Origin of the sequence: Mesorhizobium sp. WSM4976 (assembly GCF_029625685.1) — a bacterium.
Lineage (GTDB): Bacteria > Pseudomonadota > Alphaproteobacteria > Rhizobiales > Rhizobiaceae > Mesorhizobium.
This window is the reverse complement of sequence record NZ_JARTVT010000010.1, coordinates 25,561-37,429: the sequence shown is the minus strand read 5'-3', so window position 1 is coordinate 37,429 and position 11,869 is coordinate 25,561. Positions and strand designations below refer to the sequence as shown.

The 11,869-nt window shown below is 63.9% G+C and carries 21 protein-coding genes; 13 read left to right on the top strand and 8 right to left on the bottom strand.

The genetic code is table 11. The annotated features are described in order from the left end of the window. Positions 1–70 precede the first annotated feature (70 nt). A complete protein-coding gene (locus tag P9272_RS13815) occupies positions 71–370 on the bottom strand; it encodes a hypothetical protein (RefSeq protein ID WP_278160974.1) in 300 nt (99 codons plus the stop codon). An 80-nt stretch (positions 371–450) separates the two neighbouring features. Between P9272_RS13815 and P9272_RS13810 the strand changes: the two genes are divergently transcribed. Further along, positions 451–1,092: a hypothetical protein gene (locus P9272_RS13810; protein WP_278160973.1), complete on the top strand. Its 642-nt coding sequence runs from the start codon at positions 451–453 to the stop codon at positions 1,090–1,092. Here P9272_RS13810 and P9272_RS13805 read toward each other — a convergent pair whose 3' ends face one another. From P9272_RS13805 to P9272_RS13790, 4 genes are all read right to left on the bottom strand, one after another. Next, entirely contained in the window at positions 1,093–2,427 is a 1,335-nt protein-coding gene (locus P9272_RS13805; RefSeq protein WP_278160972.1) for a hypothetical protein, read from the bottom strand. It lies immediately after the preceding gene. A 233-nt stretch (positions 2,428–2,660) separates the two neighbouring features. Then, positions 2,661–2,786 carry a hypothetical protein gene (locus tag P9272_RS13800; protein ID WP_278160971.1) on the bottom strand — a complete coding sequence of 42 codons (126 nt, stop codon included), beginning with the start codon at positions 2,784–2,786 and terminating at the stop codon, positions 2,661–2,663. Between the two features lie 105 nt (positions 2,787–2,891). Beyond that, a complete protein-coding gene (locus tag P9272_RS13795) occupies positions 2,892–3,170 on the bottom strand; it encodes a hypothetical protein (RefSeq protein ID WP_278160970.1) in 279 nt (92 codons plus the stop codon). Next, positions 3,167–3,448: a hypothetical protein gene (locus P9272_RS13790; RefSeq protein ID WP_278160968.1), complete on the bottom strand. Its 282-nt coding sequence runs from the start codon at positions 3,446–3,448 to the stop codon at positions 3,167–3,169. Before P9272_RS13790 ends, P9272_RS13795 begins: the two co-directional genes overlap by 4 nt. Before the next feature lie 160 nt (positions 3,449–3,608). Here P9272_RS13790 and P9272_RS13785 point away from each other — a divergent pair, with 160 nt between their 5' ends. Further along, positions 3,609–3,857: a hypothetical protein gene (locus P9272_RS13785; RefSeq protein ID WP_278160967.1), complete on the top strand. Its 249-nt coding sequence runs from the start codon at positions 3,609–3,611 to the stop codon at positions 3,855–3,857. Between the two features lie 137 nt (positions 3,858–3,994). Here the strand turns inward: P9272_RS13785 and P9272_RS13780 are convergent, their stop codons facing one another. Continuing rightward, positions 3,995–4,603 (bottom strand): helix-turn-helix domain-containing protein, encoded by a 609-nt coding sequence (locus tag P9272_RS13780; protein WP_278160966.1) that lies wholly within the window; start codon positions 4,601–4,603, stop codon positions 3,995–3,997. A gap of 119 nt (positions 4,604–4,722) precedes the next feature. On the opposite strand from P9272_RS13780, the gene P9272_RS13775 reads away from it, so the two are divergent. The 11 genes from P9272_RS13775 (at position 4,723) to P9272_RS13725 (ending at position 11,114) form a co-directional block, all read left to right on the top strand. Beyond that, positions 4,723–4,923 carry a helix-turn-helix transcriptional regulator gene (locus P9272_RS13775; RefSeq protein WP_278160965.1) on the top strand — a complete coding sequence of 67 codons (201 nt, stop codon included), beginning with the start codon at positions 4,723–4,725 and terminating at the stop codon, positions 4,921–4,923. Beyond that, positions 4,907–5,116, top strand: a complete 210-nt coding sequence (locus P9272_RS13770; RefSeq protein ID WP_278160964.1) for a hypothetical protein — start codon at positions 4,907–4,909, stop codon at positions 5,114–5,116. The genes P9272_RS13775 and P9272_RS13770 overlap by 17 nt, the downstream gene beginning before the upstream one ends. Next, positions 5,116–5,490, top strand: coding sequence for a hypothetical protein (locus tag P9272_RS13765; RefSeq protein WP_278160963.1), 375 nt, complete (start codon positions 5,116–5,118; stop codon positions 5,488–5,490). The genes P9272_RS13770 and P9272_RS13765 overlap by 1 nt, the downstream gene beginning before the upstream one ends. Then, positions 5,474–5,953 (top strand): hypothetical protein, encoded by a 480-nt coding sequence (locus P9272_RS13760; RefSeq protein ID WP_278160962.1) that lies wholly within the window; start codon positions 5,474–5,476, stop codon positions 5,951–5,953. Before P9272_RS13765 ends, P9272_RS13760 begins: the two co-directional genes overlap by 17 nt. Further along, positions 5,950–6,213, top strand: coding sequence for a DUF2312 domain-containing protein (locus P9272_RS13755; RefSeq protein ID WP_278160961.1), 264 nt, complete (start codon positions 5,950–5,952; stop codon positions 6,211–6,213). Before P9272_RS13760 ends, P9272_RS13755 begins: the two co-directional genes overlap by 4 nt. Then, on the top strand, positions 6,213–7,031 hold the full coding sequence (locus P9272_RS13750) for an SAM-dependent methyltransferase (RefSeq protein WP_278160960.1): 819 nt from the start codon (positions 6,213–6,215) through the stop codon (positions 7,029–7,031). Before P9272_RS13755 ends, P9272_RS13750 begins: the two co-directional genes overlap by 1 nt. Next, positions 7,028–8,176 (top strand): toprim domain-containing protein, encoded by a 1,149-nt coding sequence (locus P9272_RS13745; RefSeq protein WP_278160959.1) that lies wholly within the window; start codon positions 7,028–7,030, stop codon positions 8,174–8,176. The genes P9272_RS13750 and P9272_RS13745 overlap by 4 nt, the downstream gene beginning before the upstream one ends. Further along, positions 8,176–8,472, top strand: coding sequence for a DUF2829 domain-containing protein (locus P9272_RS13740; RefSeq protein WP_278160958.1), 297 nt, complete (start codon positions 8,176–8,178; stop codon positions 8,470–8,472). Before P9272_RS13745 ends, P9272_RS13740 begins: the two co-directional genes overlap by 1 nt. Positions 8,473–8,500: 28 nt before the next feature. Next, the gene (locus P9272_RS13735) at positions 8,501–8,758 is read left to right on the top strand and encodes a hypothetical protein (protein ID WP_278160957.1); all 258 of its coding nucleotides are present in this window, start codon (positions 8,501–8,503) and stop codon (positions 8,756–8,758) included. 101 nt (positions 8,759–8,859) lie between these two features. After that, entirely contained in the window at positions 8,860–9,144 is a 285-nt protein-coding gene (locus P9272_RS13730; protein WP_278160956.1) for a hypothetical protein, read from the top strand. An 89-nt stretch (positions 9,145–9,233) separates the two neighbouring features. Next, a complete protein-coding gene (locus P9272_RS13725; RefSeq protein ID WP_278160955.1) occupies positions 9,234–11,114 on the top strand; it encodes a hypothetical protein in 1,881 nt (626 codons plus the stop codon). A gap of 5 nt (positions 11,115–11,119) precedes the next feature. Here the strand turns inward: P9272_RS13725 and P9272_RS13720 are convergent, their stop codons facing one another. Both P9272_RS13720 and P9272_RS13715 read right to left on the bottom strand, forming a co-directional pair. Beyond that, on the bottom strand, positions 11,120–11,458 hold the full coding sequence (locus tag P9272_RS13720) for a hypothetical protein (protein WP_278160953.1): 339 nt from the start codon (positions 11,456–11,458) through the stop codon (positions 11,120–11,122). Next, complete coding sequence (locus P9272_RS13715) at positions 11,455–11,829, bottom strand: DUF6864 domain-containing function (protein WP_278160952.1); 375 nt, start codon at positions 11,827–11,829, stop codon at positions 11,455–11,457. Before P9272_RS13715 ends, P9272_RS13720 begins: the two co-directional genes overlap by 4 nt. Positions 11,830–11,869 lie beyond the last annotated feature (40 nt).

Genomic DNA, 11,869 nt, shown 5'->3' with positions numbered 1-11,869 from the left:
ACGGCGCGACGACGCGCTTCGCAGCGCTCTTTCAACACCGCCGAAACCTAAACAGGAATTTAGCGGTTCGTCATGACGGTTTGTCGCGCAACTGCTTCTTGCGTGGCAGGGCCTTGGTGACGCCGACCGATGCCTGCCGGACGGTCACTGGCTGGCCGATCGACACAGTGACGGTGCCAAGGTCGTCGTCCACCCGCATGGCCTCGCGCGTGATTTCCAGATGATCGCCGGGCTTCGACTTTGGCGGCACGGCCATGGAAAAAGGGAAGTCATAGCCGGCGATCTGAACGCTGGCGCGGCCGCCGTCCAGCAGCTTCACGATGGTGATTTCAAGCGTGATCTCGTCGCCTATGTCAATGTCCTGCGCCATGGCGTGAGGATGGCGCGGCCGACAGAGTCGTCAAGTGGTGGTTTCTAGGGCATTGTGCCCTCGCGCTAAGGAACACTGGTATGCGATTTACCCTCACCTATGATGGCGAACTTGCCTCCGCTGGAAACGGTTCCAAGAAGTCAGCGCACAAATGGGAGCTTCGAACGCACTTTCATCCTCAACTCAAAGAGCTGTGGGAAACCCATCCAGCCTTAAAACGCGCCAGGCACGGGGTTGTCATTAATCCTAAGCAACCATTCATGAGTGTTGATGGCTATCACAAGGAAGAAATCCGATATCGAAAAAAGACGCCAGAGGAAGGCGAAATAGATCTCACCGATCCAATTGAGAGGTTTGGTTGCAGCTTTAGGCCATTTGTGAGAGACACATTTGCTCTTAACTGTGCGATAAATATAATCTTCTTAAGAAAAGAACCACCGGGAAAGGTGTATCAAGGTGGAGACTTGGATAACAGAATAAAGACGTTGCTAGACGCACTTTCAATGCCGCAATATAAAGAGCAAATGCAAGGTTATGTCCCGATTGAAGAGCCGATGTTTTGCCTAATGGAAGACGATTCGTTTTTGACGAAACTCTCCATTACGACCGAACGCCTGCTGACAAAGCCAGAAGCTGGGCCAAAGGAAGTCAGATTGAATATCGAAGTTGACGTGAGAGTGAGCGACGCGCGCGTTTATAACACCCCGTTCCTCAGCGACTGACTACAGCCCTATCTCCGTTTCGCCGCCGGCGTCGTACCACTCGACCATCTTCCTGATTGCCGAGTCGGCCATTTCGGGATGCACCGCCAGATAGTGTTTCAGGACACGCGTGGCGCTCGCCAGCGAATGGCCGGTGATGGCGCAGATCTCGGGGACGGTAGAGCCTGCCAGCGCCAGCCAGGTCACGGCCGTGTCGCGCAGGTCCGGTTCGAGGAAGTCGGCAAGCGACGGGCAGGGCTTGACGATCCAGTCAACGCCGTTCTCGTGGCGTATTCCCTTAACGGCATAATCGCGGACCTCGGCAAAGCGGTGACTGTAGACCTGTCCCTGATAGGTCTGCCACAGGCATTTGTTGAAGCGCTTGTCGAACCGCTCATTGAGGATGACGCGGGCAAAGCGACGCTCGATCGCGGTGCGTTCCTCTGGTGTCTGCGCGGCAAGCAGGGCCTCGGCTCGGGCCGCGCGGCGGCGCTCCTGGCTGGCGACAAGCCGGCGTTCCAGCTCGGGCGCCTCGCGCACCGCCACCACGGCGCCGGTCTTGGACTGGCGGAAGATGCGGCGGCCGTTCAGCAGGCCGCGATCCTCCAAGTCCAGCCGATCGCGCTGGCGCTGGCCGGTCCACACGCCAAGCATGGTCATGTCGCCGACCTCGAACCATTGCAGGTGATCGGCAACCGCAATCAGCGTCTCGACCTCAAGGCGGGTGCCGAAGCGGATGCGCGGCGGTGGCGTTGCCATCTGCAGATCCTGCGCCGGGTTGACGCCCAGGTTTTCGCGGAAGGTGAATTTGCCGCGCCGCTTGCCCCAGCCCAGCGCCACCGACAGCGTGGCGACGGCGCCGCGCGCGGTGGAGATCCCGCGCGCCTTCACCAGCTGCTCATAGAGGCCGTACAGGACAGGCTGAGACAGCGCGTCGACCGGCGAGGCGTAAAGCGTCGGATCGAAATCGGCGATGACACGGGCCTTCTGGTGATAGTCGCGGATGGTCTTCGGCGCATAGATGATGCCGGCCGCCACCTGCCGCTGCAGCTCGGCTTCATCCTGCGGCTGCTCGAACTTGGCCGACCTGTACCAATCCTCGAATAGCTGGCCGACGCTGTAGAACTGCACCTTTACCGTCGCCGGTGCCGGCACACCAGGCGCGGCCTTCGGCTTGGTCTTCACCAGCTGCTTGCTGAAAGCGTCCGACCAGTCGACGGCTTCGCCGCGGCTGAACCAACGGCCGTCCTCGTGGCGAAGATCCTTGCCGGTGTAGCCGGCTTCGCGCAGCGTCTTCGACGGCTGGAAGCGCGGCCGGCCGTCGCGCCATGACACATGCTTGATGTTGATCGGCATCGGGTGGCTCCGTTGATGCTTCGCGCGCGAGGGTGAATCGCGCGCGCGGCCTTGTCAAAAAAAATCGCCGGGTGCCATTCACGGCCACCCGGCAGGTTTGCCCCATACTCTCGTGTTAAAAGGGGCAGTTCTCGAAATCTGGCCCGGCGGATCGAGGTGGGGGGTGGTCCTCGTCCCGCCGGGCCGGCCGTCCGTGTCGCATGGGGGGCAAGCTCTCACGGACGGCGGTGGTATCAGTCGGCGCCGTGCTTTCGCAGGGCGTTGGTCGCGGTGTAGACGATGGCGCAGGCGGCGGCCGCGCCGCAGGTGAAGCCGGCGAGGAAGCCGGCGAGCAGGGTGTAGGCGGTGTCAATCATCATGGCGAACCTCGAAACCGGCGCGACGTGGCTGCTTGCTCTCGTGCAGCAGGCAAGCGATCTGGATGACGCCGGCGACGGCGGCGGCGAGGACAAGCAGCCCCTCGATCATGCCGATTTCCTCGAGCGGCCTTCGGCGACCGACAGCGTGTTAAGCCCGGTGCCGGTGACCTCAATGCGCGGCTTGCCGTGGACGTCGCGGCGGATGACCAGGCGCTTGGCGCCGAGGATCTGCATGGTTGCCAGCGTGACCAGCGGCGAGCCCGGCGCGCGCCAGCCGTTCTTGACGCGCGACAGGCGATATTCCTTGACCAGGCGCAGGGCGGCGAGCTGACCGCTGGTCAGGTCGCGCGGGTCCACCTGTCCCGGCGGTTGCATGAAGTTCATGTGTTCACTCCGTAGCGTTGGCGCAGGGCAGCGGCGGCGGCCGCGATGGCGTCGCCGCTCTGCCCGTTCTGGTTAGCGGGCAATGGCGCGGGCGCGATCTGCCCGGCCGAACGCAGCCACACTTCAACAGCTCGACGCGGCCAGACATCGCCGGTCGGGATCTTGCGGGGGAAGCCTTCACGCTGATGCAGCTTGAGCCAGTTGCGCTTGAGCCATGCGGCCGGGCGGCCGATCGCCTGTGCAACTTCTTCTAGCGGTGCGGTTTCGTCGGTGAGCATGTGCGACCCCGTGAGTCGCGAATCCTATCCCGCATTTATGCGGTATCGTCAATCCTGTACCGCAGAATAGTGCTTGTCGGCCCGCAGGGGTCGCGCTGGCCTGCGCCACGATTCGCATGGAACAATGCGGCATCGAGGGCGTGGCTGGGGAGTAATAATCATGTTTCTGATCGACGGACCGGCTCATCTTCTCGGTGCGCTGATCGGTCAGTTTTGGGCGGTCGGCGCGCTGCTGGTCAGCGGCTGGCTCGGCTACATTGCCTATGGCCTGGCGGGGGCGCAGGCGCGGCCGAAGATCGCGGGGGCAACTGCCGTCGCGGTGTTCATCTATGCCGGCCTGGTCACCTTTCAGGCCGAGAAGTGGACCGCGTTTGCCATGCTCGACCACTATCGCGGCGATGAAGAATAAGCGGTCCTGACTTCATGAAGTCTGTCAAATGGCGCGATGCGCGCGCTTCATGAATTCTGTCAACTGCCGGAAGGCCGCGACTTCATGAAGTCTGTCAAATGCGGGCGGTCCCGCAAGTTCATGAAGTCTGTCAAATGCTATTGCCGGGGGCGCACAAGCCCGTCGACAACGCCCTTGATGACAACGTCCTGGTCGTCGACCGGCACCGGCTTGCTAGTGGTGCCGGAATTGGTCAGCAGATAGGGCGGCTCATAGACGCGGAACACGGTTTCCGCCTTGCCGAGCTGCCATTGATAGAGCTGCGCGCAGACGATGTCCTTGGGACGCGGCTGCAGGTTCATGTCCACAATCAGGATATCGCCGGGCAAGATCCCGCTCATTTCCAGCACGCGCGAGCGCATCACCCACGGATCGCGGCCGTTGCGGCCGCGGCATAGCTCGCGCACAGCGCGGTCGAGGTTGGACCCGATCGCGTCGGCCTCCTTGTTGAACACGAACGGCGTCGCTTCCGGCTCGCCGAAGCCGCCACCGCTACGGGGCGGGAACTCCAACGGCTGCAGCCCCGCGACCTCGGCAATCTTCGCCATGGTCCGGCCGGAGAGGATGTGCGGCCATTCGGGATCGTTGAGCGGCTTCTGAATGGTGGAAGGCGCCATCTTGGCGCGGTTGGCAAGCTCATTAGCCGAAATGCCCAGGTGCGCCATCACGGCGCGAACCCAGACCAGCTGCTGTTCCTTGGGGGTCACCATGACCCGCAAGTTAGCGGCAGTGGATGCGGCACTCCTATACACAGCTACACCTTGACGTGCCGCACAAATGCGGGACAGTTCCGCACTTAAAGCACACGGGTGATTCGCAATCAATGATGAGCTTTCAGGAAATTGACCGGCGCCGCGTCGCGGCCGGCCTAACGCGCAAGGCGATCTATGAGCGGGCAGGCGTCGACGGCGAGACGTGGCGCCGCTCCGCCAGCAGCAAAACCGAACCCAACACCAAGACGCTGCGGAAGCTTTCGCAGGCGCTGGAACAGCTCGAACAGGAGAAAGCCGATGGAAGCACTGTTTAAGGGGCCGTCGCCGGCGGCTATGGCCTACATGCGCGCGGTTGCGGAAGAAACCGTCCGCGAAAAGGTGATGGTCGACACGCTCAAGGGCCTGGTAAAGACCGGCACCGTGCGCGACAAGCTGCGCGCCTCGCACTACCAGCTGTCCAGCAGCATTTCGCCGCTGGCCTTCGCCGCGCATCAGGCCGGCCGCTGATGCGCGCGCTCACCGTCTATGTCGACGTTCGCGACCTCGCCAGGCAAGGCGTGGGTGCCCGTCGCGTGGCCGGTGTGATCGACGGCGGCGAAAAGGTCGCCGTCGCCTCGATCCTCGACGGCGACAGGGTCGCCACGCCCGAGCTTGAATTTTCCTTCGCCGATGCGCTGACGCTCGCCGAAGCCTGCCTGTCCGGCGATCGCCGGGCGCTCACCACGCCGGGCCTTGCCCGATACCTATCCGCCGCCGTCGCTGTGCTGTTCCGCGTCTCGTGCGCGGCGGGGGCTTTGCAACGCCAGGGGGATTTTGATGGCGGAGACGCTGGATATCTCGACAATCGAACAGAGACGGGTCCAGATGAAGATCCCGATTGACAAGCTCTGCGCGGCCGCCGGCATCACGCCCCGCGGCTATATCCTCGCCAAGGGACGCGGAACGCCTGCCGAAGCGTCCACGATCGCCAAGCTCACGGTCGCGCTCAACCGCTTCCGCCTGTCCTTCGGCCAAGAGGCCGGGACGCTCGGGCCGCACGCCGCCTTCAAGATGTGCCTCGTCCATGCCGCGGGGCTGATCGGCGCCGACGCCAAGAAGGTGCTGGCGTCGGACCCGGCCCGCAAAGCCACGATGGACCCGGACTGGATGAAGGCGGCCGAGGCCCGGCAGCTCGCCTTCTGGATCGCAACGCAAATGCTCGGATTTCGCGGCGCCGATGTCGGCCGCGCCGCCGGCGTCACCAAGGCGGCCGTCAGCGCCGCCGTGCGCGAAGTCGAGGACGCCCGCGACAACGACAAGCAGTTGGACCGCATCTTGCGGCAGATCGAGGAGGTACTTTCGTGACCACGGGCGAAATCAGCGACACCAGCCAGACGGTCGCCGCCGGCCAGCTGCGCAGCATTGTCGAGCGGATCGAGCGCGTTCATGCCGAGCGCGACGATTTGGGTCGCGACCTGGCCGACCTCTACGCCGAGGCCAAGGGCAACGGTTTCGACACCAAGGCCATCCGCACCATCGTCAAGCTGCGCAAGATGGACACCGCCGAGCGGCAGGAAGCGGAAATCATCCTCGACCTCTACAAAGCCGCGCTGGGGATGGTGTGATGAACAGCCGCGTCGAAAGCACGGCCGTCATGGCGCGGCGCATCGAGCCGGCCGACAGTCTGGATTTCTTTCCGACGCCGCCTTGGTCAACGCGCGCGCTTTGCGTGCATGTGCTGCCGCGCTTCGAGCCGGTCGACACCAACACCGGCCTGTTTCCGCTGATGGCGGCCGACCCGGCCTGCGGCGAAGGGCATATGGCGCTGGCGCTGCGGGAGTATTTCCCGACCGTCACGGCGACCGACATTTTCGGCTACGGCTTCGGCGGGATCGCCGACTTCCTGCACCCCGACGAGCGCTTCGCACCGCGCGACTGGATCATCACCAATCCGCCGTTCAACCTCGGGCCGGAATTCGTGCTGCGCGCGCTGGCGATAGCTCGGCGCGGCGTCGCCATGCTGGTCCGCACCGCCTTTCTGGAAGGCGAGGGGCGCTATAGCGACCTCTACCGCTCAAACCCGCCGCACCTGATCGCGCAGTTCATCGAGCGCGTGCCGATGCATCGCGGCCGCTGGGTGATCGATGGCAAGAGCGCCACGGCCTATTGCTGGCTCATCTGGCACAAGGTCGCGCCGCGCACGGCCGATCCTGCCTTCATGTGGATACCGAAGTCGCGCCAGCTGCTGGCAAAGCCGGATGATTGGTTGCGCTTCGGCGGCTGCGTGGATCTCCCGAAGGAACATCGCGCGGCGCAGCTGATCGAGAAGGCGAAGGCATACCGGGAACCGGTGCTGACCTTGGCGCAGGTCCGCGCCGAGCGGCGGCCGCCGGCGGCCGCGACGCTGGCCGATATCGCCGGCGAGCTGGGGCGGCTGCTGTGAACGGCGATCTGGACATCATCAAGTCCGGCCTGATCGACCGCATAGAATCGGTCTGCGAAAAGCTGCTGCCGGACGGCAAGCCAGAAGGCGGTTTGTGGGTGGCTTGGAACCCGGTCGAGAACGACCAGGCGCCCGGCCGCCTGCCGGCGCTGAAAGTTCGCATTCGCAATGGCGACCTTGGCGCGTGGCGTTGCTACCGCTCGGGCGCCAAGGGCGATGTGCTGAAACTGGTCGAGTATATCCAGCGCACCGACATCAAGGGCGCGCTGGCGTGGGGCCGCGACTTCCTCGGCATCCGCGCCATGACGCCGGCGGAACGGCAGAGCCTGCGCAAGGCCGAGGCCGTGCGCCAGAAAGAGCGCGACGACAAGGCCGAGCGCGCCCGGCTCTACAAGCTGGAAGTCGGCGACGCGCTCTATTTCGCCAAGCCGGGCGAAAAGGAAATCGGCGGCGTCTACTGTCCGTCCGGCACGTTCGAGTTCGGCGCCGGCAGCGGCGCGGAGATCCACGCGCAACGCTATTTCGCGGCGCGCCAAGTGCCGATCGACGCGCTGGCCGGCAAATATTGCTTCCGGTTTTCGCCGGCAACCGAGTGGTGGCGCGGCGCGAAGTGGGACAACGCCGGCGGCCGCAAGTTCAAGGCCGCGCGCGGGCCGATGTTTCCGGCCGTGCATTCGGCAATGCGGCAATGGAATGGCGTAGTGACCTGCTGCCACGTCACCTTCCTCGATCCCGTGACGGCCAAGAAAGCCCCGGTCGACATCGCAAAGCTGATGCGCGGCGAAAAGAAGGGCGCCGTGATCGAGCTGGCGCGCGGCCCAAGCGGCAAAGCCTTCTGGATGACGGAAGAACCGGCGCCGCTGGTGATCGCCGAAGGCATCGAGACAGCGCTTTCCTTCGCCGTCAACATTCCCGAGGCCCGCGTGTGGGCGGCCGGCGACCTCGGCAACATCGCCTATGCGCCGGTCAACCTGCCTTGCGTCGAATGGGTGCTGTTCGCCCGCGACAACAACACCGGCAACGCCCAGGCGCAGCGCCAATTCGAAACCGCACTCGCCGGGCTGGAAAGCCACGGCAAGACAGTCGTCGTGGAAGCCAGCCACGTCGGCGACGACTTCAACGACCTGGCGAAAGGAGAAGAGTGATGAATTTCGGACAAGCCTTGGACGCGCTCAAGGAAGGCAAGCGCGTGAGCCGATCGGGCTGGAACGGCAAGGGAATGTTCCTTTTCCTCGTCGCCGGCTCCAACTTCACGGTGAACCGCGAGCCGCTGGCGTCGATCGTCGGCATGGGCGCCGAAATCACCTATCGGCCGCACATCGACATGAAGGACGCCGAAGGCAAGGTCGTGCCGTGGCTCGCCTCGCAGACCGACATGCTGGCCGACGATTGGGACGTGGTGCCGCTGGCTGTGAAGGCCGGCGCGGCGGCGGGAGTTTGATCGATGGGACGCAAGAGAGGAAGCCGCAATGCAGCTAATCAGCAGCCTGCAAACCAAACCGTTTCTGGCGCCGCAGACGAAAATCGAGCCGGTGCACAGAATGGCGTGGCTTTGGACACCTCCGCTGAAAATCAGGGCGGTGCAGGGCCTGCGGAAACGGGCGCGCCGGCAGTCGAGGGAGCTGTTGCAGGAACCGCCGGTGAACAAGATTCGGCTCAAGCTGCAGGCGCAGTTGCGGCGCCTGAAGGTCAAGAAGGCTATGAAAAGTCGTGGCAGTTCGATCTAGCCGAGCTGGCGCGCGCCGTCGCCGGCGGCGGCCGCCTGTTCGCGTGCGGCGGCCTGGCCGTCGATTTCGAGCATGTGTTTGACCGCGAGGAAGCTGGCATCATGGCCGATTTCGTGCGCGCCAATCGCGACGCGCCGCCGGCGGCGATGTTCACCCAGCTGACCATGAAGAAGCGTTATCCGCGCACCATCCCCAACGCGGCCGACGACCTGGTGCTTTCGCTGTTCCATTCGGCCTGCCTCGCCGGCATCCAGTTCGAGGAAGCGCAGGCGGCCGAGGCGGCGGCGAAGGCTTTTGCGGACACGCCGGCGGCCAGTTGGCCGGGCGAACAGGCCATGAAGCCGGCCGACGCGCCATTCTCGGCGACCGGCTTTTCACCACGCTAGGGCCGACACTCCCAAGCCCCTAGCGTTCTTGCCCGCCGGCTCCACCGCATCTAGCCGGCGGGCTTTTTCCTCTCAGCAGCACAGGCATCATGGCGAAGGCGCAGACACAGACCGGTTCCAAAGCAATCCGCGCCGCATTCGCCGACGCCAAGCGCGCCAAGGACGAGGCCGACGCGCTCAACGTGATCGACCCCGACCCAAACCTGCCGCGCAACGGCATCAATCCCGGCCAGTGGGAAGGCGCGCCGTTCGACACCATGCCGCCCGACTGCCCGGTGAAGGTGGTCGGCCGCGACGCGGAAGGCTTCGTCTATTGCATTTCCTCGACCGGCCACATGCGCAAGGTCGAGCGCTGGGACATGCCGGCGCTGACCGATCTTTTCGCGCCCCGGCTCAACACGCTGATGTGGAGCTGGCCCGGCTTCGGCAAGAAGAAGGTTTTCGACCCCGAGACGGAAACCATGGTCGAAAAGCTCGTGGTCAACCGTGTCGAGCGCGACAAGTGCATGATGGCGATCATCAACGAGGCCGCGCGCAAGCCGGATTTTGATCCGAACACCCAGCATCGCGGCCGTGGCGGCTGGCAGGACAGCCATGGGCGCTTCCTGTGGCATTCCGGCGGCTGGCTGTGGATTGTCGACGGCAAGCGGCTGGAACAGGCCCGGCCGTCGCAGCATGACGGTTTCCTCTACACAAAGCAGGCCGGCACGATCGAGCCTTGGGCCGAGCCGGTGACGGCCGTGGAAAGCCCGGCGCGCCGGATCTTGGAAGATCTCCAAACGTGGAATTGGCAGCGGCCCTATCTCGACCCGGTGTTGGTGCTTGGCTGGATCGCCACGGCGCTGATGGGCGGCGCGCTGAAAGCCCGGCCGATCATCTTTGCCACCGGCGGCGCCGGCGTCGGCAAGAGCCGCCTGCATGAAGTGGTGAAATCGGCGCTCAACGGCGCCGTCACGACGTCGGTCAACACCACGGCCGCCGGCATATACCAGCGCGCCAAGACCGATTCGCTGCCGTTCATGATTGACGAGCTGGAATCTAAGCCGGGCTCGACCAGGGCGGAAAGCGTGATCGAGCTGGCCCGCGTGGCCTATACCGGCGGCGATATCAGCCGCGGCGGCCAGGATCACGAGGCAACCACCTTCACGGCGCGCAATTCGTTCTTCTTCTCGGCGATCATTCCCCCGCCCATGGGGCCGCAGGACAAGACACGCATGGCGATGCTCAACCTTGCGCAGCTCGAAAGGCCGGGCAAAAGCGGCCGCGACATGGTGCTGAAACCCGAGACGGACGGCCGCATGATCCTGCGGCAAATCATGGATGGCTGGCGCGAGTTTCAGGACGTGCTGCTGCCCGACTATGCGACCATCCTTGGCGAGCGCGGATTGTCGGCGCGCGCGATCGACACGTTCGGCACGCTGCTGGCGGCCGCGCATCTGCTGGTGGGGCCGGCGGTGCTGGAAGATATCGGCCTGCCGGTGACGGACGCAAACCACCTTGGCGACATGATCGCGCAGGCAACGGCGATCGACCGCACCGAAAACCTCGACCATTGGCACAAGTGCATCGACACGCTTTTCCAGAGCGAAATCGACGCCTGGCGCGATGGCGTCAAGCCGACGATCGGCGGCGTGTGCGAGCAGCTGCGGCTTGGCCCGGCCGCCGGCGGCTGGGACGCCAACGGCGCGCGCCAGCGGCTCGAGCTGGTCAATCTCGGCTGCTTCGATCGCGGCAAGGTCGCCGACCTGCCGAACGCCGGCGCAATCCTCGCCGTGCCGGCCAGCGGGCCGAAGCTGCAGCGGATCTTCGCCGACACGGACTTCCACAAGGGCGGCTGGTACACGGCGCTGAAACAGGCGCCCAAGGGCATCGTGCTGCCGGCAAGGAAGGTCAAGATCAACGGCAGCACCACGCATTGCCTGCTGATCGACCTCGACGCGTTCGAACGCTTCTCGGCCGGCGGCGGGTGATTGGCCTATTTGGTGCCGCCGCCCCCGCCCAAGTACCCGCCTAGGAAGCTCAGCGCGGCCAGTATCAATGCCCCGAGCGCCTTCTCCATGTCGCCCACGTTGAAGCCGTTCGAAGTCGGAAGGAACGGAGCCAGCATCATCCCGGCCAGCCCCAGCAGAATCAACGCGCCGGCGATGTTGACTGGCGCGTGCTCTCGGGACCCGAAAAACTTTCCGAATAGCCCCAGCTCTTGCGATTTCATTCTGAGGTTGCCTTCGGTCACCTGAGGGTGGCTTATCTCTTTTTCCGTAGGCGTTGTTACGATGTCGCGGCCAACAACATCGCCCTTGTCGGCAGGCGTCATGGATTGCCCCCGTCCAACAATGAATAGTGCAAAATTCTCGTGCCAGCGTCACCGGAGCCGATGAAATAGCAAGCTAGATGAAGAAGAATTTTGTGTCCGTCACTGTTGGTCGCAATGTGAAGCGGAGAGGACGTGGCGATTCCGATCGGGTTGTTGAAGTTTGTGACAATCCCCCGAAGGTGATTAGGACCAATCACTTCGACGTTTACGGCTGGAGGCTTCAGCTGATTGTCTTCAAAGACCAGCTCAACCGAATATCCGCTGGTTGGCGCAAACGGAAATATCTTAACGGGTTCGAATCCAGCAGAAACGACCGTTCCGCTCGCGAGGACCAGTCTATTTCCGGCGTAAATCAGTGGTGTCAAAGCCATGTCGCCATTTAAAGCGGTATTTTGATTTTGGCTAGGTAGC

What these genes read in the sequence shown, in the direction of transcription:
- P9272_RS13750 (WP_278160960.1), top strand. Translation starts at nt 6,213, where the DNA reads ATGAACAGCCGCGTCGAAAGCACGGCCGTCATGGCGCGGCGCATCGAG.
- P9272_RS13725 (WP_278160955.1), top strand. Translation starts at nt 9,234, where the DNA reads ATGGCGAAGGCGCAGACACAGACCGGTTCCAAAGCAATCCGCGCCGCA.
- P9272_RS13785 (WP_278160967.1), top strand. Translation starts at nt 3,609, where the DNA reads ATGTTTCTGATCGACGGACCGGCTCATCTTCTCGGTGCGCTGATCGGT.
- P9272_RS13760 (WP_278160962.1), top strand. Translation starts at nt 5,474, where the DNA reads ATGAAGATCCCGATTGACAAGCTCTGCGCGGCCGCCGGCATCACGCCC.
- P9272_RS13810 (WP_278160973.1), top strand. Translation starts at nt 451, where the DNA reads ATGCGATTTACCCTCACCTATGATGGCGAACTTGCCTCCGCTGGAAAC.
- P9272_RS13795 (WP_278160970.1), bottom strand. Translation starts at nt 3,170, where the DNA reads ATGAACTTCATGCAACCGCCGGGACAGGTGGACCCGCGCGACCTGACC.
- P9272_RS13775 (WP_278160965.1), top strand. Translation starts at nt 4,723, where the DNA reads ATGAGCTTTCAGGAAATTGACCGGCGCCGCGTCGCGGCCGGCCTAACG.
- P9272_RS13735 (WP_278160957.1), top strand. Translation starts at nt 8,501, where the DNA reads ATGCAGCTAATCAGCAGCCTGCAAACCAAACCGTTTCTGGCGCCGCAG.
- P9272_RS13765 (WP_278160963.1), top strand. Translation starts at nt 5,116, where the DNA reads ATGCGCGCGCTCACCGTCTATGTCGACGTTCGCGACCTCGCCAGGCAA.
- P9272_RS13770 (WP_278160964.1), top strand. Translation starts at nt 4,907, where the DNA reads ATGGAAGCACTGTTTAAGGGGCCGTCGCCGGCGGCTATGGCCTACATG.
- P9272_RS13730 (WP_278160956.1), top strand. Translation starts at nt 8,860, where the DNA reads ATGGCCGATTTCGTGCGCGCCAATCGCGACGCGCCGCCGGCGGCGATG.
- P9272_RS13805 (WP_278160972.1), bottom strand. Translation starts at nt 2,427, where the DNA reads ATGCCGATCAACATCAAGCATGTGTCATGGCGCGACGGCCGGCCGCGC.
- P9272_RS13740 (WP_278160958.1), top strand. Translation starts at nt 8,176, where the DNA reads ATGAATTTCGGACAAGCCTTGGACGCGCTCAAGGAAGGCAAGCGCGTG.
- P9272_RS13720 (WP_278160953.1), bottom strand. Translation starts at nt 11,458, where the DNA reads ATGACGCCTGCCGACAAGGGCGATGTTGTTGGCCGCGACATCGTAACA.
- P9272_RS13715 (WP_278160952.1), bottom strand. Translation starts at nt 11,829, where the DNA reads ATGGCTTTGACACCACTGATTTACGCCGGAAATAGACTGGTCCTCGCG.
- P9272_RS13790 (WP_278160968.1), bottom strand. Translation starts at nt 3,448, where the DNA reads ATGCTCACCGACGAAACCGCACCGCTAGAAGAAGTTGCACAGGCGATC.
- P9272_RS13815 (WP_278160974.1), bottom strand. Translation starts at nt 370, where the DNA reads ATGGCGCAGGACATTGACATAGGCGACGAGATCACGCTTGAAATCACC.
- P9272_RS13800 (WP_278160971.1), bottom strand. Translation starts at nt 2,786, where the DNA reads ATGATGATTGACACCGCCTACACCCTGCTCGCCGGCTTCCTCGCCGGC.